We start from the raw sequence: 24,679 nt of genomic DNA, 5'->3' as shown, positions 1-24,679 counted from the left end.
AAAATGGAAAACCTAAAAAACAAAATCGGTTGGAAAACAGCCACAGCAATTGTTATTTCTAATATGATTGGTACTGGCGTTTTTACCACTTTGGGTTTTCAGGTTGTAGAGCTGCAAAACACCATCACTATTTTTTTGCTATGGTTTATTGGTGGTGTTTTAGCGCTCTTTGGTGCTTTTTGTTATGCAGAATTGGGTACTTTTTTCAAGGGAAATGGTGGAGATTATATCTATCTTTCTAAAACGTACCATCCAATTTTGGGATATCTCAGCAGCTGGATTTCTCTTATTATCGGCTTTTCTTCACCGGTTTCATTAGCAGCATTAGCAATGGCGAAATATATGTCTTTTTTTCAGGGAGATCTCGGGAATTTTTTTGCAGTTGCAATTATTTTATTAGTTGCTTTTGCGTTATCCTTTAGTTTAAGTATTTCAGGGAAATTCCACAATTTTTTTACATTTATTAAAGTAATTTTTGTGGTTGTTTTAATTATTATTGGTGTTTTATTGTCCCAAAATTCGGCTCATACTTCTCTTAATTTTGGCAATAGTTGGGAGCAAGAGATTCTTTTTCCAGCATTTGCGACTTCATTGGTTTTTGTAACGTATGCTTATACCGGCTGGAATTCTGCTTCTTATATTGCAGGCGAGATAGAAAAGCCACAGAAAAATCTTCCGAAATCTTTAATCATAGGAACTGTTTTTGTCACTTTTTGTTATGTTTTCATCAATTATATTATGCTGAAACACGCACCAATTGATGCTCTAAAAGGTAAAGAAGATGTAATGGGAATTGCCGCCTATTATATGTTTGGTAATACTTTCGGGAAAGTCGTGAATATTTTTATTGCACTACAACTGGTCGCAACTATTAGTGGTTATCTTTGGGTAGGTTCTAGAATTACTCAGGCAACTGCTTCAGAAAATAGGCTTTGGCGGTTTTTAGCTGTAAAAAACAAAAAAAATATTCCTGTGAGAGCTATTTTTGCCCATTCTATAATTGCTATTTTAATCATTTCTACAGGAAGTTTCAAGCAAATTTTTCTTTACACTTCTTTTGTTTTACAATTGCTTTCTACATTGGCAATTTCAGCAGCGTTTTTCTTGAAAAAATCGGACAGAAGATTGTTTAAGTCGAATTGGTTTTATTTTTTCCCAACCATTTTTGTTTTGTTCAGTTGCTATATTTTATATTTCACACTCATTAGCAATCCTACTGAAAGTTTAATTGGTCTGGTAATCGTACTAATTGGAATTATATTGTATTTGTTTGATAAAAGAATACCTCTTGATACTTCAGAAGAATGATTATTTTCTAACCTTTAGCTTTCTCTCTCCAACCTACTACTTTTTTGTATCTTTGCACCCAAATATTTTTTGAAAAATGTCGAAGTCACTAATTCCAAAATTAGAAGCCATAAAGCAACGCTACAACGAAGTTGCTGATCTTATTATTCAGCCAGACGTAATTTCAGACCAAAAAAGATATTCTTCTTTAAACAAAGAATACAGTGATTTGGGAAAAATTGTGAAAGTTTACGATCAATATAAATCAGCTTTAGATACTATCGAAGAATCGGATGAGATTATTGCTGATGGATCGGACAGAGATCTGGTAGATCTGGCAAAAATGGAAAAGTTGGAAGCTCAGGAAAGAATTCCCGGTTTGGAAGAAGAACTAAAAGTTTTACTTATTCCTAAAGATCCTGCCGATGATAAAAACGTGATTGTAGAATTACGTGCCGGAACTGGAGGTGATGAAGCCGCTATTTTTGTGGAAGATATATACAGAATGTATTCCATGTATTTCAAAACTAAAGGATGGAGACATGAAGTAACCGATTCCAACGAAGCAGCAAAAGGCTACAAGGAATTAATTATGAAAGTAGAAGGAGAAGGTGTTTACGGAATCATGAAATTTGAGTCTGGAGTTCACCGCGTACAGCGTGTTCCGGAAACCGAATCTCAAGGAAGAGTTCACACTTCTGCAATTACGGTAGCAGTTTTACCTGAAGCCGAAGAAGTAGATGTAGAAATAAATCCTGCAGATATTGAAATGCAGACTTCTCGTTCTGGAGGAGCAGGAGGTCAGAATGTAAATAAAGTTGAAACCAAAGTGCAACTTACTCACAAACCTTCAGGAATTGTAGTAGTTTGTCAGCAGGCGCGTTCTCAGTTAGCAAATAGAGAATTAGCGATGGAAATGCTTCGTGCAAAATTATACGACATCAAATTACAGGAAGTAGTTGGAGACATTGCTGCCCAAAGAAAAACAATGGTTTCTACCGGCGACCGTTCAGCAAAAATCAAAACCTACAATTATCCGCAAGGAAGGGTTACAGATCATAGAATTAACAAATCGATCTACAATCTTGATGCTTACATGAACGGAGATATTTCAGAAATGATTGATGCCGTAATCATGGCAGAAAATGCAGAAAAAATGAAAGGAGATGAAGATATGTAAATCTTTATTTTATAAAAATTGAGCGGACTTAGGTTCGCTTTTTTTATTTGGGTGTGTCCCTCGCAGCAACAAAGCAGCAGCTCGGGTCGCTACGTCCGCTACAATCTTTTTTTTTGATTCGGCGGCTTCGCCGCCGAATCAAAAAAAAAGGATTTTCGCTACCATCGCTCACACAAAAATTCACCAAAGAAAGAATAATAAGAAGCTGCGAAATGGAGATCTATTTGTAAAAAATAAGATCATTATAAGAAAGCTCTGAAGGAAGTGATCTGTTTATTTAGAAAAAATCATCAAAAAATTCTTACATTTACTTCTACAAGACAAAAGTAAAAATGCGTCACAAGATACAGAATCAAAATCCTGATTTTCAAAATTTTATATTTAATTCCGATACAGAAGTTTATCTTTTTGAAAAAGATGGACTTCAATTAAAATCGTCTTACAAAACAGAAGACATTAAAAACAAATCTTTAACACAAACTTCTCCGGGAATTGCACCTTATTTAAGAGGACCATATTCCACAATGTATGTTCAAAAACCATGGACGATCCGCCAATATGCAGGATTTTCCACGGCAGAAGAATCCAATGCTTTTTATAGAAGAAATTTAGCAGCAGGACAAAAAGGACTTTCTGTAGCCTTCGATTTGGCGACACACAGAGGTTACGATTCCGATCACGTCAGAGTTGTGGGGGATGTTGGAAAAGCAGGAGTTGCTATTGATTCTGTAGAAGATATGAAAATTTTGTTCAATGAAATCCCGTTGGATCAAATTTCGGTTTCTATGACGATGAATGGAGCAGTTTTACCGATTTTAGCTTTTTATATCGTAGCTGCGGAAGAACAAGGTGTTTCTCAAGAACAACTTTCAGGAACTATTCAAAATGATATTTTGAAGGAATTTATGGTGCGTAATACTTACATTTATCCACCTGCACCTTCCATGAAAATTATAGCAGACATTTTTGAATATACTTCTCAAAATATTCCAAAATTTAATTCAATTTCCATCTCAGGATATCACATGCAGGAAGCCGGAGCAACCCCCGTTTTGGAAATGGCTTATACGCTTGCAGATGGTTTGGAATATGTAAGGACAGGGATAAAAGCAGGAATGAATGTGGATGATTTCGCGCCGAGATTATCATTCTTCTGGGCAATCGGGATGAATCACTTCATGGAAATTGCCAAAATGAGAGCCGCTCGTTATATTTGGACTGAACTTTTAAAACAATTCAATCCTCAGAATCCCAAATCTTTAGCATTAAGAACCCATTCACAAACTTCAGGATGGTCTTTAACAGAGCAGGAACCATTCAACAATATCACAAGAACTGCGATTGAGGCACTTTCTTCAGCTTTAGGAGGAACCCAGTCTTTACATACAAACGCATTAGACGAAGCGATAGCTTTGCCAACTGATTATTCCGCAAAAATCGCAAGAAACACACAAATTATTTTACAACAAGAAAGCGGAATCTGTGATGTAGTTGATCCGATGGGCGGAAGCAATTTAGTAGAAAGCCTTACCCAACAAATGATTGAAGAAGCACAGAAATATATTGATGAGGTAGAACAGGAAGGAGGAATGACAAAAGCCATTGAAGCCGGAATTCCAAAAATGAGAATAGAAGAAGCCGCAGCCAGAAAACAGGCAAAAATAGACAGTGGTGAAGAATTTATCATCGGGGTAAACTCATTCTTATCTTCATTAAAACAGGACGAAATAGAGATCTTAGATATTGATAACACAGAAGTCCGCAGAAAACAAATTGAAAGATTAGAAAAAATTAAATCCGAAAGAAATAACGAGGCGGTGAGCCAAATATTGAATGAAATTAAAAATTGCGCAAAAACCGGGCAAGGAAATCTTCTCGCTCTGAGTATAGAAGCCGCAAGGAAAAGAGCTTCTTTAGGAGAAATTTCGGATGCTTTAGAAAGTGTTTTCGGAAGATATAAAGCCAATATTAAAACCATTTCAGGAGTGTATGCTATGAATGCAGGAAAGAATGAATATTTTGAAAAAGCCCTTCAACTCACTCAAAAATTTGAGGAAGAAGAAGGAAGAAGACCAAGAATTATGGTCGCAAAAATGGGACAAGACGGTCATGACAGAGGGGCAAAAGTAGTGGCGACAGCATTTGCCGACATGGGATTTGATGTAGATGTAGCACCATTATTCCAAACTCCGGAAGAAGTAGCAAAACAGGCTGTAGAAAATGATATTCATATTTTAGGAGTATCTTCTTTGGCAGCAGGACACAAAACTTTGGTTCCACAGGTTGTGGAGGAACTTAAAAAATTGGGAGCAGATGATATCACCATCGTTGTGGGGGGAGTAATTCCGCAGCAAGATTATGAATTTCTCTATGCAAACGGGGCAGACTTCATCTTTGGTCCAGGAACTAATTTACCAAAATCAGCGGTGGAGATTTTGGAGAAATTCCTAACTAATAAAAATCACTAACAGACGAGATTAGTAACTTTGTTTTCTTAGAATTCAAAAATCAACCCAAAATAAGGAAGTGGCGTATTTCTGTCCTGCTTTCCGGTTTCCAGAAGATAATATTGTTGGTTTTGTGGAGCAGTTGGATTAGCGACGATTCCATTATAATTTTCGTCTCTTTGAAGATTTACAACTGGTAAATTACTTGGACTTTCGGAACCATAAATATTCACAACATCCATATAAGCGGTCATTTGCCACTTGCTGAAAATCCATTTTTTCTCCAGACGAACGTCCAGCTGATGCGCCAGATTTCCACGAAGCGAATTCAGTTGTACGAAATTTTGCAAAGGTCCATTATTAATATTCCAAATATTCACCAAAGCACTTCTCTGCAAATCATAAGGTGTTTCCGGAAGTCCGCTTTGCATACGGAATCTTACACCAATATTCCAGTTTTTTTTGAAATATTTTCCGGTGGTCAAAGTCAAAATATGTCGGCTGTCCCACGAAGAAGGGAGCAGGTTTTCATTCGCATTGCTGAATTTTGAATATCCAAAAGTATAAGCCACGATTCCATAAAAATTATTGAGTGTTCTTTTTTGAGCCAAAAACTCAATTCCATAAGTTTCACCATCACCTCTAGAATCCAAAGGTTCGTTGCCGACAACACCAAAATCAGCCCCAATATTCGCAATGCTTATTTGATTTCTCAGTGAGAAAGGATAATTTTTGTATCTTTTGTAATACCCTTCAAGTGTAATTCTCAGATTATTTTTTCCATTAAATTCAAATCCGCCAACTAAATGTGAATTTTTAATATAACTCAAAGTATTTTTGTTGGTAAAATTTCCGTTTTCCGAAAATCCTAAAGCAGTGTAAGCAGGAAGCTGGTAAAAAATTCCTGAATTGAAGTTAAAAGCAAACTGCGGAGCAAATCTGTAACTCAAAGATAATCTTGGCGAAAATTGCTCCAACGGATTGTTGGTTTTATCAGAATAATTGCTCGCATCCAAACGTGTTCCCGCAGAAATCTGAACTTTCTCATCAAAGAATTTCTTCGCTGCCTGAATGTAAACTCCATATTGCATCAGGTTAAGATTCACATCAAGTTTATCAAAATTGACAGCATTTTGAGTTACATTCTTTATTGTAGAGTTGTTCGTGTAAGTTGCAAAATTAAGGTTGGTTCCAAAACTAAGCTGTACATCTTTAATACTAAGATTTCGGTCAATTCGCAATTTATTTTCAATTTCCTGAGACTTGTAATCGAAAAGAAGATTTTCAGGTGTTTCAATATTTCGGTAATATTTGATCGCTTGATTGTCAAGTGTATTTCGGCTGATCGTAAAAAGCCAATTTCCGTTTTCAGCAAGATGTCTGTAGCCGGCTCCAACAGTATAATTCCATTGTGGAGCTTTGGGAAGGCGATCGATTAAAGTAAGATTGGTAAGCGTTTTTTCCGCATTGTTATTGAATTCAAACTTGTCGATTGCACCCAATCCGATGAAGTACAATTCATCTCCGCTTTTATATTTTTTAGAAACTTTGAAAGTTGCATCATAATAAGAAGGCAAAAATGGCAACCCAATAGCTTTGAAAAGCAACTGCAAATTCGATTTTCTTACCGAAAAAAGTCCGCTCCAGCTTTGGTCTTTGCTAAGTGGTCCATCTGCCATCAGTTGCAAATCATCCAATCCCACAATCGCTTTGTAGCCGAGTTTATCTTTTCTTGCCTGCTTCAGATTAAACTCAAAAAGTGAAGACAAAACACCATTTCGTCTTGCAGGAAATGCACCGCTGTAGAAATCCACATCTTTGATGAAATCTACAGTGATAATTCCTCTCGGTCCACCACTTGCACCTTGAGTTTGGAAATGGTTAATGATAGGAACTTCAATTCCATCAATGTAAAATTTATTTTCCGCAGAACTTCCACCACGAATAAAAAGATCATTTCGGAAAGTAGCTGTGCTTCCAACTCCCGGAAAACTGAGAATTGCTTTGGAAACATCACGGTTAGAACCCGCATTTTTCTGAATTTCTTCGCTGGTAATATTTCTCAGAGAGAGTGGACTTTCGGCCGTAGTTTTATAGACTTTTTTGTTGATGACCACTTCCTCAATTTTCTGTTCGGATCTTTGAAGACCTACTGAAAAACTCAGGTTTTGATTGGGAACAACGTTGATGTCATTCAGAAAACCTGTCGAATAATTTTCTGACGAAATCTCGAATGTATAATTTCCCGTTGTCAATTCCGAAATCTGCACATTTCCTGTTCCTGAAAAAACATTCTCAGAATTTTGGATTTTGATATTTACATCTAAAGGTTTCTTGCTGAACTCATCATAAACATTGATGTTTATACTTCCCAGTTGGGCAGATAAAATTGCTGAAACAAATATAAATAGAGAGGCTAATGTTGTTTTCATTAGTTTTTTTGCAAAGTTAATGATCTGTTTTTATTTAGGTTTAGTTGCAAAAGAGACTGCATTTCTTATGAAGTGCAGCCTCTGAAACAGAATTAATGATTGTATTTAAGGTAATAAAACTTTATCTAATACATGAATAATACCATTGGCACATTGTACATCTGTTGCAATAATATTAGAAACTCTGGAATTTTTATCTGTAATTTTTGCTCCTCCTGTTGTTGTAATAGTGAATGTACTTCCTTGGAAAGTAGTAACAACCATATTATTAGTGAGATTGTTGGATGCTACATTCGCTCCGGTTACAACATGATATTTCAATGTGTTTTCAAGAGTTGCAGTAGGTATTGCTGCCAAATTAGGTAAATTTAACTCTGTAAGTAGAGAAGAAAAGGCAGTATTTGTAGGAGCAAAAACTGTAAAAGGAGAATTGGCTGTTCCGCTCAAGATACCTACAAAGTTAGGCATATCATTTCGTGTAAGCGCAGAAACCAATGTGCTGAAATTAGGATTTGCTGTTGCGTGAGTAACAATAGTAGGAAGTCCAATTACGGCATCTACTTTGTGAATTACACCATTAGTAGCGTCAATGTCGGTTTTTACAACATTGGATACCCCATTGATTTTTACTCCGCTTGAAGTATTGATATACATACTTAGATTTCTTGTAGAAGAAGCAGCTCCTTTTGCTAAAGTAGAAACATAACCTGTTGTTACATTAGCTGCTTTTACTTCTGTTCCTAAAACATGATTGAGAAGAACTTCTTTAAGAGCAGCTACTGGAACGTCATTCAAGCTACTGTATCCATTTGCTTGCAAAAATGTATTGAAAGCAGCATTAGAAGGTGCAAATAACGTATAATTACCACTACTATCTAAAGTTGTGGCTAATCCTGCTTTGTCTATAGCTAATTTCAAATTTGTTAAATCCGAATCTGTAGCAATAAATTCATAAACAGTTTCAGGTTGAATAACTTCCGTATCATTATCATCACATGACGATATTGTAGCAGCCGAAAACGCTGCCAAAAGCAAATGCTTAATAAAAATTTTCATAATAATTTATTTTATAATGTTACCTAAAAACAATATCAAAAAATATACCATTATTTCATAATTTTAGTTTATAAATAAACTATTAACGTTTTTTAAGAGTATTCTTTTTTTTAAAGAAAAGAATACATATATTTGCGCAGTAAATAAAGTTTAACCACTTAAAAAACAACGAAGCAATGTTCATATTTAATCAAAATTCTACAGTTGGATTACCGTTTATGGTGATAAGGCTTCGTGGTTTGGTATATTCTTAGAATAACAGTACAATGAAATATCAACCCGAAGTCGAAGAGATTTCGGGTTTTTTATTGTGCAATATTTCAAACTCAAAACAGTTTCCCCGAAATCTTTTTTAGGAGCTATTTCCCGCTTTCCGTTACAATCTTTTTCTTTTTCTCGAAAAAAAGAAAAAGGATTTCCACTGCAATCGGGGCTAGGAAAAAGTATCCGCATTGTCATTCAGAAAGTAGCGAAGCGAATTGAAGAATCTTAATGTATTTAAAATAGATTGAATTTGTAGAATCACTTTGTCAGAATGATAAAATTAAAATCAACTAAAAATTTAGTTGAATAATAATCTGATGTGTAAGTATCTCACATCTATTATCTAAAATCTAAAACAATGGGAAATTTAAAACTTAAAGGAAAAGATATATTAAAATTAGGCTATCCAAATAATCAAAGTGTGAATATCGCTTTGGAAGTCATGAAAAGAAATTTTGCAACCAAAAATATTCATCATGCAAAATCTATTTTAAAGGAAATTCTGGTGAATCCCGAAAATTTTGAAAAAGATTTAACCTTTGGACAAATTGCAGAAGCTTTGCTTTCATCAAAGAAAACCGAGAAAAGAATGCTTAATACAAATCGTGCTTCTTTTCAAATTTTCGGAAACAATATTTCGGAAGAAGCAAAAAACCAACTGTACACCGCTTTGAAACTCCCAATTTCAACACAGGGAGCTTTGATGCCCGATGCACACAGTGGATATGGACTTCCGATTGGTGGAGTTCTTGCCGTAGAAAATGCCGTGATTCCTTACGGAGTCGGGATGGATATCGGCTGCAGAATGAGCCTCAGTATTTTGGATACGCCAATTTCATATCTGGACGGAGCGAGAGATAAATATGAAAAAGCTCTTGCAGAACATACCAAATTCGGAATGTACGAAACACATAAATCTCATGTAGAAAATGAAATTTTCGACAGAGATACATTTGATCTCATTCCGATTTTGAGAAGATTAAAAGGAAAAGCCATCAAGCAAATGGGAACTTCCGGTGGCGGAAATCACTTTGTAGAGTTCGGAGAAGTAGAAATTACGGAAGAAGACGAACAAATCGGACTTCCAAAAGGAAAATACCTCGGAATTCTTTCACACAGCGGCTCCCGTGGATTGGGTGCAGAAATCGCTCAATATTATTCGAGAGTTGCGGTAGAACAATGTCCGTTACCAAAAGAAGCACAACAATTTGCTTGGCTGGATTTGAGTACACATCTTGGATTAGAATATTGGACAGCAATGAATTTAGCCGGAGATTACGCTTCAGCTTGTCACGACGATATTCACAGAAGGTTGGTAAAAGCTATAGGTGGAAGAGTAAAAGCCAGAATTGAGAACCATCACAATTTTGCGTGGAAAGAAATCCATAATGGAAAAGAAGTGATTGTTCACAGAAAAGGAGCAACACCCGCCAATGAAAATGAATTGGGAATGATTCCCGGATCTATGACAGCAAAAGGATTTATTGTTCGTGGAAAAGGAAATCCGGATTCGTTGAATTCCGCCTCTCACGGAGCAGGAAGAGCTTTTTCCAGAGGAGAATGCAGAAGTTTGTTTACTCAGAATGATATTAAAAAAGAATTAAAACTGAAGAACGTTATTTTGATGGGAGGAAATGCGGAAGAAGCACCGATGGCGTACAAAGATATCAATGAAGTAATGAACGCACAAAGCGAATTGGTTGATATTCTCGGAACTTTTCAGCCAAGGATTGTGAGGATGGATAGGTAAATTTTGTTGTTAGTTGTTAGTTGTCAGTTGATGGATTGACAACTATCAACTAATAACTATCAACTAAAAAAATAAAAGAAATGGGAGCACCACATAATATAAAAAGATACGGTGAAGTCTGGCCGGAATCTAGAATTAAAAACGGACTGGAAATTTTAGAAAAATTAAAAGATAAAGTCGTTATTTCAGGAGGTTGGGCGTGGCATTTTATGTCTGAAATTGGACATACTGAATATAAGCATGCCCATGACCACAAGGATATTGATGTCTTTGTAAAAAAAGAGAATGTAGCTGAAGTAGTTATGATTCTTCAGGAAGAAGGTTTTCAGAAAGTATGGACGAGGTACGATCATCTTCCAAGCGAAGAAAACTTCCGCAGATATGAGAAAATGATAGAAATGGAAAGCGGGAAATTTCACAGAATTACCATAGATTTCTTTGAACGGAATGATTTGGAAACTGTTGAAGCCAATGGATTTACCGTTGTGAAACCCGATGTTTTACTTTCATTTTACAGAAATATTCATTCCAGTGACAAATGTTGGGCGGTAATGACCGCAAAAGATTTATTGGAGAAAAGAATTGATCCTGTTGGTCATCCCCGATTAAGTGAAATGCCAAAATAGATTGAAATGAAAAAAATATACAAACAAGAATATTTTTCTTATAATGAAAGCATTTTAGTTGTTTGTCCAGATTGTGGAGAAGATGCAGTGGTGAAAAATGAACACAGTTATAAACTGGTGACTTTGGAATGCAGGCATTGTGATTTGCGGAAAAATGGATTAGATCTGGTTGTTTACAAAGCTTTTGTAAAACTTAATTGTCCGATCTGTACACATCCTATTCGTTATGAACAAGGTAATTTAAAAGAAAAACCTAAAAATATAAGCATAAAATGTGATGAATGTGATTCTCAATTTCAGATTCAGCCAAAAACTGAGAAATATTTGAATTCTTCTCCAAAAGAAGAAGGTTTAATTCATGATCCGGTTTTCCATATTATTTTCAGACAGATTTTAAAGGGAAATTATTCTGGGCAAGAAATCAGGAATATCTTCTGGAAATGGAGAATTACATTTCATCAGATTTAAGAACAAGATTGCCTTACAAAATGCGAATGGTGGAAAGATTACCAACATTTATTAAAGAAGCTAAAAACAGAGAGGCAATCTTAAAAATTTTACAAAAATGGAAAAACTCATACAAATAACCTCAGGAAGAGGACCTTTGGAATGTCAATGGGTAGTTGCAAAAGTTCTGAAGGTTTTCCTTGAGGAAGCAAAACAAAATGAAATTAATTACGAAATCATCCACAGAGAAAATGGTGATGAAAACTTGACGCTGAAATCAGTTACAATACTTTTAAAATCAAAAAAAGTAAATGAATTTCTAAAAAATTGGTTGGGAAGTATTCTTTGGATTGGTAAAAGTACGTTCCGAAAACTGCACAAAAGAAGCAATTGGTTTATTGGGATTTTTGAACTTGAAGGTTTGGAGAAAATTAATTTTAATGAAAAAGAGATTCAGTTTCAAACAACCAGAAGTCAGGGAAGTGGAGGACAAAATGTAAATAAAGTGAACACCGCTGTTCGTGCAACACATCTTCCAACCGGACAAAGTGTTTTTGTACAGGATTTCCGTTCACAATTGGAGAATAAAAAGATTTCTATTGAGAGGCTGAAAGAAAAAGTTTTGGAACAAAATATAATTCAGCTTCAAAAAAGAATGCAGGAAACCTGGAACAATCATTTGCAGGTACAGAGAGGAAATCCAATCCGAACATTTTCTGGAACAGATTTTAAAAAGAATTATCAGGAAAAATCTTTCAAAAAACAAAGAAATCAATTGAAAAACGAATTAAAAAATTACAAAAATGACCTTAACTAAAAATAAATACTACTTTGAAGCCTTAGACAATTATCCATACAGTCTTCCGGATTGTCTGGAAGCATTGAATTATGCATTGTCTTATGATCCGGAAGATGCAGACAGCCTTTGTCTGATGGGGAGATTGCATTCTGAGGTTCTTAAAGATTATGAAACGGCAAAACTGTATTTTGAAGAAGCGATGTTGTATGATGTGAATAATGTCAATACGCCAAAATTTTATATACATTGTCTTTTGAATAATGAAGATATGGAAGAAGCGGAAAAATTGATAGAATTTGCCTTGAAAATAAAAGGAATAGACAAAGCAACTATTTTGTATTGGAAATCTTTTTTGTTTGAAAAAAAGCAAGATTTTAAAATGGCAGTGAAAATATTGAAAGAAGCTGAAAAATACAGTTTTAATCAAAATATGACCGACTTTTTGAATGGACGAAAAAAATTTGTCAAAGAAAAAATGAAGAAATTTAAACCCCAAAAAAAGAAGGAAACCGCTTAATGGTTTCCTTTTTTTAGATTTATTTGATGAAAGCAAAAAACGGCTAAAATAAAAAAGATCAGTCTGTTTCTGCGGACTGATCTTTAGCTTATATGATTTATTTGAAAGACTTAAAAGTGATAAATGTATTTTTTCTTTTTATCTATATATTCTGTTCAGTTTCCTGCTTTTTCTTTCTTTTCAGATAATAGAAGATACCACCACCAATTAAAAATACAGGCCAGAACGGAAGCAGAAAAAGGAAAATTTCTTCAATTACATTCCATCCACTGGAAATAGCATTTGCCGATCTTCCGCCGAAAGTTTCAGGATTTGTAGATGTGGATGCTATTTTTTCATCAGTTGTATAAAGTGTAATTTCCAAATCGCAGACAGCATTTTTAGAATATTCATCACCTGTAATTTGGATGTTTTTATATTCAATTTTTCCGACATTTCTTTCCAGATCCTCAATCAGGTAATCAGATTTTTCATAAGGAACGCGAATTTTAAGAAAGTCCATTTTCTGATTGTCCGTTGCGGAGATTTGTTCACTTTTTATAATCCCATCATATTTTCTGATCTGTTCTTTCGCAATTTCTTTTCCAATTTCCATATCTTCCACATGGATTTCCAGTGAGCCATTTTTAGCAATCGTTTTTACAGGTTCTTTCACCACGACAGGTTTTGGAACTTCTTTATAAATTACTTTCGTCTCTTTTACTACTTTTTGAGGAGCTTTAATTTTTTCGATACTGGAAACTATTTTTTCCTTTGCAGAATCAAGTTTTTTCTGAGTGATTTTGATTTCGGATACAATTTCTTTCTTAGCTGTAGAATCAATTTCGTTTTTAAATTTCTCATCCAATATTTTTTTTGCTTCTTCCAGTTTAAGAATTTCGGATGTGATTTCTTTTTTTGCAGTTACAATTGGGGTTTCTATAGAATCTGCAGCCATAGAAACAGAAGCAGAATAATCTGCTGTTGCGGTAGGATTTTGAGATTCGTTTAATTCTGCTTTTTTGCAGGCAACAATGCTCAATGTTACGATAAGGGTTAAGATAATCTTTTTCATATAATGGTAATTTTTTAAGTTTCTTGATTTTTTGTTGAGGTAAAATTAGAACCGTTTCAAAATTTTCTTTTGAAAATGAAATGTATTTGTTTGGTAAAATGTAATTTACTGAAAAACAGATTGATGTGAAATTTTTACAAGAGTTTTACAAAACTAAATTTAAGATTTCCTATTTTTATTCCATGCAATTACAATATATTTTCAAAGAATTAATGCTGAAAGAGACATTTTCTATTGCTTATGGAAATTATGATAAGCGTGATGCATTATTGATAGAGCTTTCACATTTAGGAAAAAAAGGATATGGAGAATGTGTTTCCATCAATTACTATGGAATACATCTGAATGAATTCGTTTCTAAACTAAAAGAAATCCAATCTGTAATTGAAAATCAAACAATCATTCATCCGAAAGATTTTTTTAAATTTTTGCTGAATTTGAAACTGCATCCTTTTTTGCTTTCTGCTTTGGATTGTGCCTATTGGGATTTATTTGGAAAGTTGGAAAACAAAACTTTTGCAGAATTGAATCAATTGGAAAATAAGCATTTAGCCGAAAGTTCCATTACTATTTCCATTGCAGAAATTGATGAGCAAGTCCAGAAAATTGAAAAAAGCAATTGGAATAAATTTAAGGTAAAATGCAATGGCTTCAATAAAGAAAATTTTGAAGAATTAATCTCATTGAACCGAAATATCGCTTTGGATTCTAATGCAAGTTTTACAGATAAGGATTGTATTTGGATTCAGGAAAACCCTGATTCTGAGAAATTAATGTACGTTGAACAGCCACTTCCTATTGGAGATTTTCAAATTTTGAAACGTGATGGTTTTGCCAATTGGATGGCAGATGAAGATGCTCAAAATATTGAAATTTTAGAAAAATTAACGTCTCATTATAAAAGTATAAATATCAAGCTAATGAAATGTGGCGGCCTTACTCCTGCCTTGGATTTTATTTTAAAAGCTAAAGAGTTGGATTACAAGGTGATGCTTGGTTGCATGACAGAATCTTCCGTAGGAATTTCTGCGGGATGTGCTTTAGCCGGACTTCTGGATTATGCAGATCTGGACGGAGCAAATCTTATCTCCAACGATTATGCAACAGGAAGTTTTGTAGAAAATGGAAAAATAATACTGTCCGAAAATCCGGGATTAGGAATTTCGATACTTTAAGTAGATTATTTTTTTACAGAAACAATATAGTCATATACCAATTGATGTTGTTCATCATTAAGTCGAGATTTTGGAGCCATTCTATTCATAATTCCCACCCAATCTACAGAATTATAATGGGTAGGGTTCGGTAGATCATGGCATTTTCCGCAAGAATTTTCAAAAATGGTTTTCCCTTTTGCTAATTTTCCGGTAGTACCCATATTGGAAGAAGTAGTTGTTGCAACTGACGTAGATTTTGAAGTACATGAAGCGGCTGTAATTCCAACAACGGCTATAATGAAGAATATATTTTTCATAGTTAAACTTTTCTCAAAAATATTATTTTATATCGAAATCTGATAAAAAATATATGATTTAGAATTTTTATAAATAACTGAGCTGGATGATCTGATTTTATAAAAGTCTATAGGAACGGACTTTTGCTCGTTTTCAAAGGTGAAAATTCATAGATTCAGAGACTGTTTAAATTTTATTCAGTGTTATTTTATAGCGTTTTCTTAATTTTCTAATATTAAGATTATAAATTGATTAAGTTAAATACTATTAAGGGATTAATGAATTGATTTTTGTTAAACTTTTTAAGCAAGGTCTTATGTTTGACTTCATCGAATCTAAAGGTTTCTTAATGTTAAAAATAACTTTAAAATTTAAACTTAGTCAAAGTGTAATATTAAATAATCTTTGAAAATACTTTAAGATAGTTTGCTCCGTAGGAGCAACATCTGTGTAGCAGAAATTATGCTATTGCAAATGCGCTCCGTAGGAGCGCTATATTTATGAAGTAAATTTAATGACAAAATGATCAACATTTTTTAGATGATTACAATCAAGAAAACACATCAAAAATCTGTATACATGCAGGAACACGCCACAAAGGCTATATATATGTAGGAACACGCCACAAAGGCGTGTTCAACAAATATAAATCAACCACAATTCGCTAATTTTAAAGATGCATTAGAAATATTTCAAATTTAAATTTTGAAAATGAATTCTTTACAAAGGTAAATTACTTATGAAAATTCGCATTAATACTTCCTTGAATATGTTTTTAAATGATAATCAAACTCAAAGAAATCGTTAATCTTTTATTACATTTGTTTTTATGAAAATTTCCACAGAAGATTTAGTAAAAGGAATACAATCCGGAGACAAGCGTCTTATCGGGAAAGCCATTACTTTAGTGGAAAGTAAAAAAACCGAACATCGGGAACAAGCAGAAGAAGTATTAAAAAAAATAATGCCTTTCACTGGAAACTCTGTCAGAATCGGAATCACCGGAGTTCCTGGAGCCGGAAAATCTACCTTTATCGAAAATTTTGGAAAATTAGCCATAAAAGAAGGCAAAAAAGTGGCAGTTTTAGCAATTGATCCTAGTTCATCTCTTCACAAAGGTTCTATTTTAGGAGATAAAACCAGAATGGAAGATTTAGCAAAAGAAGAAAATGCTTTTATTCGTCCTTCTCCGAGTTCCGGATTTTTGGGAGGTGTTGCCAATACTACTTTTGAAACTATGCTTATTTGCGAAGCTGCAGGTTTTGATTATATTTTGATTGAAACGGTTGGAGTAGGGCAAAGTGAAGTTTTGGTTGCCGATATTACAGATGTTTTTCTTTTTATAAAAATTATCGGAGGTGGAGATGAGTTGCAAGGAATCAAACGCGGAATCATGGAAATGGTGGATATTGTTTTCATTAATAAAGTAGATGAAAACAATCTTCAAGCGGCTAAAAACACAAGACTTGAATTGATAAGAGCTTTGCAGTTTCATGCTCTAAAAGAGAAAGATTGGAAAGTTCCAGTTTTATTAGGTTCAGCATTGAAAAACTCTGGACTTTATGATGTTTACAAAAAAATAGATGAATTTGTTTCTCAAAAAAAGGAGAATGGGAGGTTTGATGAAATACGGAAAATTCAAGCTGAGAAACGTTTTGAATATTGGGTGAAAGAACTTATTCTCCAAAAGATGCAGAAAAATGATTCCTCAGAATTATCTTATGAACAACACAAAAAAAATGCTTCGGAACTGAAAAGCAATCCGATATCCGAAGCAAAAGATTTTGTAGAAAAATTATTTCCCTGAATTTTGAGGAGTGTCAGCAATGAAACCATCATAGGAAATTGCCTGTCTGTCGTTAGAATTTACAGAAAGATAGGCTCTTCCATTTTTGTACACTTCTAAAAACATCTGACTAATATTCTGAACATCATCAAAATTTATAATCCATACTGTTTTTTTGTCTGTGGATTTAGATTTGTCAATGGTAAAGTTTTTAGAAGTAAAATCAAAGCCGTTTTTAGTAGTGTCTATATTCGCAATAAACATTCTTCCAAAATAAGGAAGTCGTGTAATAATTTTATCACTGGTAAAATCTACCGAGTAACCAGGGTCTAAATTTAAAATTCTTGGAGGATTGCCATAAGGCAAAGAATTCATCATATTAATGACATCCATATTGGTCGGGTTTGCTTTTTCAGCCATAAAACTGAAATTACCGGAGTTCAATAAATGCTCGGTTTTTTCTGAATCCAGATTTGATCTACTGCTACAAGATAAAACTGAGAATGCCAAAAAAACTACTATTATATAATAAAAAGATTTTTCCATATTAAATTTTTAAAACTCTATCAAAAATAGTGCTAAATTTGATACCTGATATAACATACAGCATTCCTGCTTTTGGAATAATAATTGTAAATATCAAAAAAATAATCAATATTTTGGACTATGAAAATATATAAATTTTTAGGAATTGGCGCTATTTCTTTGGCAATAGTAGCATGTACTACCAATCCGATTACAGGTAGGAAATCTCTTCAGATCGCCAATAATCAGGAATTAGCGGCGATGGCATTACAACAATACCAGCAAACTCTGAAAGAATCAAAAGTAATATCAGGAACTTCTCAAGCAAAAAGTGTTAAAAATGTAGGATTAAGAATTAAAAATGCTGCGGAAAATTATTATCGCGGTATTGGAAGAGAAGCGGATCTTGCAAATTATCAGTGGGAATTTAATTTAATAGATGATAAACAACTTAATGCTTGGTGTATGCCGGGAGGAAAAGTGGTTGTTTACACAGGGATTTTGCCTGTAACAAAGGATGATACAGGTTTGGCTGTTGTTTTGGGACACGAAATTTCTCATGCATTGGCAGGTCACGGAAACGAAAGAATCTCACAAGCAATGGTTGCTCAATATGGAGGAGCTATTATTGGAGGTTCTATTTCCAATTCACAATGGGCGAAAATTTTTCAACAGGCATATCCGATTGGTGCACAAGTGGCTTTACTGAAATATGGAAGAAATCAGGAATTGGAAGCCGATGAAATGGGACTTTATCTAATGTCTATGGCAGGATATGATCCAAGACAAGCACAATCTTTCTGGCAAAGAATGGAAGCGAGCTCCAGTGGAAGCAAAACCCCTGAATTTCTGTCTACCCACCCAAGTCCGGAAAATAGAAGAGCGGATTTAGAAAAACATATGGCTAAAGCGTTGGAATATTATAAAGCGGCAGGAGGAAAAGCATAATAATAATTTAAAATATAGCCTTCCTGAATTTTTTTATTAAATTTGGGAAGGTTTTAATTTATTTATAATGAAAAGTTTAATTTTAATAGGACTCATTTTATTAGCTTTAGCAGGAGTTTTATTTTATTTCAATACCGGTTTCACTGTAATGAAACTTTTTGAACCTACCACTTTAATGGGGATTTTGGCAGGTGTAGGAATTGGGTTGATTATTGGAGGATTAGTAGGATATATCAGCAAAGGATCTGCTGTGAAAGCCGAGCAAAAAAGAAAAGAAATGAAGCAGCTACAAAAAGAAAAATTGGAATTGGAAAAGCAAGCAGCCGAATTGGAAAAATTGAAAAAGCAAACGAGCAATACAAATAATCCTCAGATTTAATCTGAGGATTATATTTTTTTGTCAAAACTATTGTTTTAGAATTGATATCCTAAACCAACAATGAACAAGCTGGGTCTGTTATCATATCGAACAGTATAACCTCCGGCTACATTATTATTAATGAATTCTCTTTGGTCTTTAGAAAATGAACCTTCATAACGGGCATTCAAAATCAGTTTATTAATTTGCGCTTGTGCCCCGAACTGATATCCTACCGTAAAATTATTTTTTGCATTTTCCTGAAAATCCTGAAACGTATCATCTGAAGTTATATTATAGCTTGCAACAGGGCCTGCAAAAACGCCCAGATTTTTTCCCAATAAATTATATCCTAAAAGTACAGGTAGATCTACTCTGTTGCTCTTCGCTTCCAATGTAGTTCCGGTCTTTTCATCGGTAACTTCATTTTTAAATGTGGTATAGTATAATTCCGGCATTACAAAAAATGAGGTAGGTGTAGAAATTTTTAAAGAAAGTCCTACATTGAAGCCTACATTGTTTTTACCATTGGAATTATAAGCATTATTAGCAGTGTTTTTCAAATTTTCCCAAGAAGGAGAAGCTGTTGGGAAAAGTAAGTTGGCTTTCCCGGCTAAACTAATTTGCGCTGAGGCAAATACTGAAGTACAAATAAGGAGTGTATTAAATATTGTTTTCATTTTCTTGTGGTTTAGTTATTATATTTTCGATAGAGGTTTTATTATTCTCTAATAAATATTCTCTTAACTCCTTGAAGAGCTCTGAAGAATAAACGAAATCAATTAGATTTTTATTGCCGGCAGTAATGAGAATATCTTTATTTCCTTCCCATTCTTTTACACCTAGCCTTAAATATACAATTTTTTCGCCAATTGTCATTACAGAATTCATGTCATGGCTATTGATGATGGTAGTAGTATTATATTCTTTGGTAATTTCCAATAGAAGATCATCAATAATATTAGAAGTATAAGGATCAAGACCGGAGTTAGGCTCATCACAAAAAAGATATTTCGGATTGTTTACAATAGCTCTTGCTATAGCCACTCTTTTTTGCATTCCCCCCGAAATTTCGGAAGGATATTTTTTTCCGGCATTTTCAAGATGAACTCGCCCCATTACTTCAATCACCCTTTTTTTCTTTTCTCTATAAGTAAGATTGCTGAACATATCCAAAGGAAAGGAAATGTTTTCCTCTACTGTAAGTGAATCAAAAAGTGCGCTTCCCTGAAATACAGTTCCGATTTCCGATCTCAAATGCTGCTTTTCCAAAGGACTCATGGCTGTAATATCTCTTCCGTCAAAAAGAATTGTTCCCGAAGTGGGTTCATAAACGTTTAAAAGAGATTTCAGGAAAACGGTCTTTCCTGAACCACTTTGCCCGATAATCAGGTTTACTTTTCCGGTTTCAAAAGAAGTAGTAATTCCTTTCAGAATTTCTGAGCTATCGAAACTTTTTTTCAAATCTTTTACTTCTATCATTAGCTTAAAAGCATTTGAGTTAATAATAATTCTGAAATAATAATGAAAACCATTGTCCAAACTACAGCTTGTGTACTGGCTCTACCTACTTCCAACGAACCTCCTTTTACATAATATCCGAAATATCCTGGAACGGTGGCAATAATAAATGCAAATACCAGTGTTTTTATAAATGCATATTTAATAAAAAGAGTTGGCATATACATTTGTACTCCTGTCGTAAATTCTGCTGTAGTCCAATTTCCGGTAAGTTCTCCCGCTGAATAAGCACCGACAATTCCGACACAGATACTAATCGCAATAAGTAAAGGATTAAACAGTACACATGCAAAAATTTTTGGAAGAATCAAAAAATTAGCAGAGTTCACGCCCATAATATCCAATGCATCAATTTGTTCGGAAACACGCATCGTACCAATACTGGAAGCAATATAAGAACCTACTTTTCCTGCAAGAATCAAACTTATGATAGTAGGAGAAAATTCTAATACCAATACCACTTTTGTAGCATATCCTACAAATGCATTGGGAATAGGAAAACTGGAAGCACTGAAATTATTATACATCTGAATGGCTACTACAGCACCCACAAATACGGAAGTAAAGACAACCAATCCAAAAGAATTAACCCCTAAATCATAAATCTCCCGCATGAAATCCTTTAAAAATACCTTCATTTTTTGAGGCTTTTTTAAAGAAATACCTACCAAAAGTATGTATGCACCAATGTGTTCAAAAAATTTTTTTAGCATCCTGCGAAATTAGTGTTTTATTTATGAATAAAAAATCATACCGCTTTTTTATCTCCTTTGATTACAAGAAAAACCGTTTTGAAAATTATTACCAGATCCAAAACAAAGCTCCAGTTTTTTACATAGAATGTATCCGCAAGAATTCTTTTTTGCATTCCGATATTCATGTCTCCAGAATCTCCACGTAAACCATTCACTTGTGCCAATCCTGTAACTCCGGGTTTTACATGACTTCTGATAGAATATCTTCCTATTTTTAATTTATAATAATCATCTACCAATAACATATGAGGTCGAGGTCCTACTACGGACATATCACCTAATAGTACATTGATAAATTGAGGCAATTCATCAAGACTGGTTTTTCTTAGAAATTTTCCGAAATTGGTGATTCTTGCATCATTCATTTCTGTAGTTTTTGTTGAAGAATTTCCATTTTTGTACATCGTACGAAATTTTATGCATTTAAAAACTTCGTCGTGAAAACCATATCTTTTCTGAAAGAAAAAAATAGGACCTTTACTGTCAAGTTTTATCAATAAAGCAATAATCGGAAAAAGCCAACTACAGATTAGTACAAGAACAATCACTGAAAATACTATATCGAAAGTTCTTTTTATAATAAAATTAGTAAGATAATCAAGCGGAAATTTGGTTTGGGAAAGAACAGGCTGAGTCTCAATATAAGTGAGATCATACCGGAAAAAATTGTTTTGAATAATATTCGGAATGAGCGCTATTCTCACTTTATGCTTTTCGGCTTCACGGAAAAGTTGGCGTTCAAAATCGTGTTCCATTTCAGAATATTCTGATGGGAGATACATGGTATGAATTCCATTGTCTTTCCAAAATTTTACAATTTCTGGAATATTATGATCTTTTTCTGCCGGAAAATCAAAAATTTTAAAACCGTAATCTTTCCTTTGTGTAAGAATATTTCTAAGTATTTCCGAAGAAGAATTTTCGGATAAAAACATAACATTTCTATGATTGATTCCCAAAGTACGGATGTATTTCAGGGAAAAGAAAAGAAAGGATTTTACAAAAAATAAAAGAATGAAAAGTGCTCCCGCAATTATAAAACGGTCTTCCTTCAAAAACTCATTATTGCTTACTTTTGCCAGAAGAATAACTCCAAAAATAAAAATAAAAATATGCGTGATGAGCCTTTCCAGATAGATGGTATAGGTAAGATTTCTAGGTATGCTGTACAATTTGGTACGTCCACTTAAAAGTATCCAGAAAAAAACGAAAATGATGATAAGAATATAATTATGCTCTTCAATATTTTTATCAAATTTATAATCATTGTTCCTGAAAAAGAAAAGAACAAAAATTGCCGTAATGATGATAACGTCAATAAGTATGAATAAAGATTTGAAATATCTCGAATATCGAATTCGTTGCATATAATGTATTCAGGGAAGGTAAATTTAAAATAATTTACGGAATATTCAAATATTTATGAGTTTGCACAGAAGCTCTCCATTTTGGATTCTCCATAATGAAATCTGTAATTTTTGGATACATTTCGTTTCTTTTGCTCCATTCGCTTTGGAGATAGAGCATACAGTTTTCGGAAACTTTAGATGCTTGTTCCTCAGCAAACTTAAAGTCGTTATTATTGAAAACAATTACTTTAAGTTCATTTGCTTTTTTATAAATTTCTTCTTTTGGGAGACCGGTTTTTTTTGGGGAAAGTGTAATCCAGTCCAAATGTCCGCTCATTGGATACGCTCCGGAAGTCTCAATATGAATAGTGCAACCCAAATCTTTCAATTTTTTAGTTAAAATCTCGAGATTCCACATTAATGGTTCTCCACCTGTAAGCACAATAGTTTTACAATATTTTGCAGCAGTTTCTGCAATTTCTTCAGCATTCATTAGCGGATGCAGATCGGGATTCCAGCTTTCCTTCACATCACACCAATGGCAGCCAACATCACAACCTCCCAATCGAATAAAATAAGCTGCTTTTCCGGTATGGAAACCTTCTCCTTGAATGGTATAAAAATGTTCCATTACGGGAAGCATTCTTCCTTCGTTCATCAATATTTCCTGTTCTTCTTTAGTCATCATAAACTGAGGTTTTATAAGCAAGCAGAGTATTTTTCATCAGCATTGCTCTTGTCATGGGTCCAACTCCACCAGGAACGGGAGTAATCCAGCTTGCTTTTTCGTTACAGCTTTCAAAATCTACATCACCTGCAAGATGGTATCCTTTTTCGGATTGGTCTTCAACACGGGTAATTCCCACGTCTACAATTACGGCTCCTTCTTTTATCATGCTTCCTTTCAAGAAATTAGGATCGCCCAAAGCTGTAATTACAATGTCTGCTTTCTGGGTGTATTCTTCAATGTGTTCTGTGTAAGAATGTGTAAGCGTTACAGTGGAATTTCCCGGAAAATCTTTTCTTCCCATCAGAATGCTCATTGGTTTTCCTACAATTCGGCTTCTTCCAATAATGACGCAATGTTTTCCTTTGGTTTCAATGTTATAACGTTCTAATAACGTTAAAATTCCAAACGGAGTTGCCGGCAAAAAAGTGTCCATTTCTAATGCCATTTTTCCAAAATTTTCAGGATGGAAACCATCCACATCTTTTCTGGGATCAATCGCCATGATGATTTTTTCCTGATCGATCTGATTCGGCAACGGAAGCTGAACAATAAAACCATCTACCGCTTTAGATCTATTGAGTTCATCAATTTTTTCCAAAAGTTCTGATTCGGAAACGGTACTCGGAAATTTTAAAAGTGTCGAACGAAATCCTACTTCTTCACAATCTTTTACTTTACTGTTTACATACGCTTTGCTTGCACCATTATTTCCTACCAAAATAGCCACCAAATGCGGAGCTCTTCTTTTATTGGCAAGGATTTTTTCTACTTCTTCCTTTATTTCCAGTTTTATTTTTTTGGACAGTGATAAACCATCAAGGATTTGAGCCATTTTTACTATTATTTGTTAAATTTATTTACGGATATTTTTCAGGGTTTTGATGTGTACAAAAAACGGAGAGGATATTAACAATCATATTTTTTTCATCTACATCAAATAATATTAAATAAGGAAATTTATTGACAGGCAAAGCTCTTACTTCTCTATATTTTACAATGAAGAAAGGATTTGTTTTGATGGTATTAAATCCTTCCTGAACTTTCTTTTTAAACTTTCTTGCTGTTGGCTTTGATTTAAAACTATAATATTGAATAGCTTCATGAATATTACGAGTAGCAAGTGATGAAATTTTAATTTTAAATGCCATATTTTTTAGAAACTTCATCAAGGACTTCAAAAGCATCCCGAAATTTGGATTTATCTTCTTTCAACGCTTCATCCACTACTTTTTTCATTTCATCCGTAAATTCAAAATCGTCATCTTCGCTTTTTTCAAAGCTAATTTTCATTTTCTTCAAAAAAGTTTCTATGAAGGTTTCTTCTTCTTTGTTTTTTATTTGTATGGTAATCTGTGTCATCGTCTTAATTTTACTCAAAATTAATCAAAATTCCG

General features: G+C 33.9%; 25 protein-coding genes. 12 read left to right on the top strand and 13 right to left on the bottom strand.

What is annotated here, in order from left to right; translation table 11 throughout:
- Positions 1-3: 3 nt before the first annotated feature.
- The 3 genes from AC2A1C_RS11615 to scpA all read left to right on the top strand — a co-directional run bounded on the left by AC2A1C_RS11615 (position 4) and on the right by scpA (position 4,935).
- The gene (locus AC2A1C_RS11615; RefSeq protein ID WP_484025881.1) at positions 4-1,308 is read left to right on the top strand and encodes an APC family permease; all 1,305 of its coding nucleotides are present in this window, start codon (positions 4-6) and stop codon (positions 1,306-1,308) included.
- Positions 1,309-1,384: 76 nt separating this feature from the next.
- Positions 1,385-2,467, top strand: coding sequence for a peptide chain release factor 1 (prfA, locus tag AC2A1C_RS11610; RefSeq protein WP_484025880.1), 1,083 nt, complete (start codon positions 1,385-1,387; stop codon positions 2,465-2,467).
- Between the two features lie 332 nt (positions 2,468-2,799).
- On the top strand, positions 2,800-4,935 hold the full coding sequence (scpA, locus tag AC2A1C_RS11605; protein WP_484025879.1) for a methylmalonyl-CoA mutase: 2,136 nt from the start codon (positions 2,800-2,802) through the stop codon (positions 4,933-4,935).
- Between the two features lie 26 nt (positions 4,936-4,961).
- On the opposite strand, the gene AC2A1C_RS11600 is transcribed toward scpA, so the two are convergent.
- Positions 4,962-7,346, bottom strand: a complete 2,385-nt coding sequence (locus AC2A1C_RS11600; protein ID WP_484025878.1) for a TonB-dependent receptor plug domain-containing protein — start codon at positions 7,344-7,346, stop codon at positions 4,962-4,964.
- Between the two features lie 105 nt (positions 7,347-7,451).
- Positions 7,452-8,402, bottom strand: coding sequence for a fasciclin domain-containing protein (locus AC2A1C_RS11595; protein WP_484025877.1), 951 nt, complete (start codon positions 8,400-8,402; stop codon positions 7,452-7,454).
- 622 nt (positions 8,403-9,024) lie between these two features.
- Between AC2A1C_RS11595 and AC2A1C_RS11590 the strand changes: the two genes are divergently transcribed.
- The 5 genes from AC2A1C_RS11590 to AC2A1C_RS11570 all read left to right on the top strand — a co-directional run bounded on the left by AC2A1C_RS11590 (position 9,025) and on the right by AC2A1C_RS11570 (position 12,805).
- Positions 9,025-10,416: an RtcB family protein gene (locus tag AC2A1C_RS11590; protein WP_484025876.1), complete on the top strand. Its 1,392-nt coding sequence runs from the start codon at positions 9,025-9,027 to the stop codon at positions 10,414-10,416.
- A gap of 80 nt (positions 10,417-10,496) precedes the next feature.
- Positions 10,497-11,042 carry a nucleotidyltransferase domain-containing protein gene (locus tag AC2A1C_RS11585; RefSeq protein WP_484025875.1) on the top strand — a complete coding sequence of 182 codons (546 nt, stop codon included), beginning with the start codon at positions 10,497-10,499 and terminating at the stop codon, positions 11,040-11,042.
- 6 nt (positions 11,043-11,048) lie between these two features.
- Positions 11,049-11,510: a hypothetical protein gene (locus AC2A1C_RS11580; protein WP_484025874.1), complete on the top strand. Its 462-nt coding sequence runs from the start codon at positions 11,049-11,051 to the stop codon at positions 11,508-11,510.
- 97 nt (positions 11,511-11,607) lie between these two features.
- Positions 11,608-12,306, top strand: coding sequence for a peptide chain release factor H (gene prfH / locus AC2A1C_RS11575; protein WP_484025873.1), 699 nt, complete (start codon positions 11,608-11,610; stop codon positions 12,304-12,306).
- Positions 12,293-12,805, top strand: coding sequence for a tetratricopeptide repeat protein (locus tag AC2A1C_RS11570; RefSeq protein WP_484025872.1), 513 nt, complete (start codon positions 12,293-12,295; stop codon positions 12,803-12,805). Before prfH ends, AC2A1C_RS11570 begins: the two co-directional genes overlap by 14 nt.
- A 142-nt stretch (positions 12,806-12,947) precedes the next feature.
- On the opposite strand, the gene AC2A1C_RS11565 is transcribed toward AC2A1C_RS11570, so the two are convergent.
- On the bottom strand, positions 12,948-13,859 hold the full coding sequence (locus tag AC2A1C_RS11565) for a DUF4349 domain-containing protein (protein ID WP_484025871.1): 912 nt from the start codon (positions 13,857-13,859) through the stop codon (positions 12,948-12,950).
- Positions 13,860-13,984: 125 nt separating this feature from the next.
- Between AC2A1C_RS11565 and AC2A1C_RS11560 the strand changes: the two genes are divergently transcribed.
- Positions 13,985-15,034 carry an enolase C-terminal domain-like protein gene (locus tag AC2A1C_RS11560; protein WP_484025870.1) on the top strand — a complete coding sequence of 350 codons (1,050 nt, stop codon included), beginning with the start codon at positions 13,985-13,987 and terminating at the stop codon, positions 15,032-15,034.
- A 5-nt stretch (positions 15,035-15,039) separates the two neighbouring features.
- Here AC2A1C_RS11560 and AC2A1C_RS11555 read toward each other — a convergent pair whose 3' ends face one another.
- Positions 15,040-15,333: a cytochrome C gene (locus tag AC2A1C_RS11555; RefSeq protein WP_484025869.1), complete on the bottom strand. Its 294-nt coding sequence runs from the start codon at positions 15,331-15,333 to the stop codon at positions 15,040-15,042.
- Between the two features lie 809 nt (positions 15,334-16,142).
- Here AC2A1C_RS11555 and meaB point away from each other — a divergent pair.
- Entirely contained in the window at positions 16,143-17,120 is a 978-nt protein-coding gene (meaB, locus tag AC2A1C_RS11550) for a methylmalonyl Co-A mutase-associated GTPase MeaB (RefSeq protein WP_484025868.1), read from the top strand.
- Here meaB and AC2A1C_RS11545 read toward each other — a convergent pair.
- Positions 17,109-17,645, bottom strand: coding sequence for a DUF4251 domain-containing protein (locus AC2A1C_RS11545; RefSeq protein ID WP_484025867.1), 537 nt, complete (start codon positions 17,643-17,645; stop codon positions 17,109-17,111). The two genes, meaB and AC2A1C_RS11545, sit on opposite strands and share 12 nt — an antisense overlap.
- A gap of 120 nt (positions 17,646-17,765) precedes the next feature.
- Between AC2A1C_RS11545 and AC2A1C_RS11540 the strand changes: the two genes are divergently transcribed.
- Positions 17,766-18,572, top strand: a complete 807-nt coding sequence (locus AC2A1C_RS11540) for a M48 family metallopeptidase (protein WP_484025866.1) — start codon at positions 17,766-17,768, stop codon at positions 18,570-18,572.
- Between the two features lie 67 nt (positions 18,573-18,639).
- On the top strand, positions 18,640-18,951 hold the full coding sequence (locus AC2A1C_RS11535) for a hypothetical protein (RefSeq protein ID WP_484025865.1): 312 nt from the start codon (positions 18,640-18,642) through the stop codon (positions 18,949-18,951).
- A gap of 35 nt (positions 18,952-18,986) precedes the next feature.
- On the opposite strand, the gene AC2A1C_RS11530 is transcribed toward AC2A1C_RS11535, so the two are convergent.
- The 8 genes from AC2A1C_RS11530 to AC2A1C_RS11495 are packed head-to-tail and all read right to left on the bottom strand — an operon-like array spanning position 18,987 to position 24,644.
- A complete protein-coding gene (locus AC2A1C_RS11530; RefSeq protein ID WP_484025864.1) occupies positions 18,987-19,610 on the bottom strand; it encodes an outer membrane beta-barrel protein in 624 nt (207 codons plus the stop codon).
- Positions 19,594-20,412, bottom strand: a complete 819-nt coding sequence (locus tag AC2A1C_RS11525; protein ID WP_484025863.1) for an ABC transporter ATP-binding protein — start codon at positions 20,410-20,412, stop codon at positions 19,594-19,596. Before AC2A1C_RS11525 ends, AC2A1C_RS11530 begins: the two co-directional genes overlap by 17 nt.
- Positions 20,412-21,164: an MlaE family ABC transporter permease gene (locus AC2A1C_RS11520; protein WP_484025862.1), complete on the bottom strand. Its 753-nt coding sequence runs from the start codon at positions 21,162-21,164 to the stop codon at positions 20,412-20,414. The genes AC2A1C_RS11525 and AC2A1C_RS11520 overlap by 1 nt, the downstream gene beginning before the upstream one ends.
- Positions 21,165-21,199: 35 nt before the next feature.
- Complete coding sequence (locus AC2A1C_RS11515; protein WP_484025861.1) at positions 21,200-22,573, bottom strand: exopolysaccharide biosynthesis polyprenyl glycosylphosphotransferase; 1,374 nt, start codon at positions 22,571-22,573, stop codon at positions 21,200-21,202.
- A 34-nt stretch (positions 22,574-22,607) separates the two neighbouring features.
- Positions 22,608-23,243 carry a 7-carboxy-7-deazaguanine synthase QueE gene (locus AC2A1C_RS11510; protein ID WP_484025860.1) on the bottom strand — a complete coding sequence of 212 codons (636 nt, stop codon included), beginning with the start codon at positions 23,241-23,243 and terminating at the stop codon, positions 22,608-22,610.
- Entirely contained in the window at positions 23,233-24,117 is an 885-nt protein-coding gene (locus tag AC2A1C_RS11505; RefSeq protein WP_484025859.1) for a bifunctional 5,10-methylenetetrahydrofolate dehydrogenase/5,10-methenyltetrahydrofolate cyclohydrolase, read from the bottom strand. Before AC2A1C_RS11505 ends, AC2A1C_RS11510 begins: the two co-directional genes overlap by 11 nt.
- A 25-nt stretch (positions 24,118-24,142) precedes the next feature.
- Entirely contained in the window at positions 24,143-24,433 is a 291-nt protein-coding gene (locus AC2A1C_RS11500; RefSeq protein WP_484025858.1) for a type II toxin-antitoxin system RelE/ParE family toxin, read from the bottom strand.
- Positions 24,423-24,644: a hypothetical protein gene (locus AC2A1C_RS11495; protein WP_484025857.1), complete on the bottom strand. Its 222-nt coding sequence runs from the start codon at positions 24,642-24,644 to the stop codon at positions 24,423-24,425. Before AC2A1C_RS11495 ends, AC2A1C_RS11500 begins: the two co-directional genes overlap by 11 nt.
- Between the last annotated feature and the right edge of the window lie 35 nt (positions 24,645-24,679).

It is taken from the genome of Chryseobacterium sp. HNCC26DJ241 (assembly GCF_057180505.1).
The sequence above is the reverse complement of the archived record's forward strand: the minus strand, read 5'-3'. Positions and strand labels throughout refer to the sequence as shown.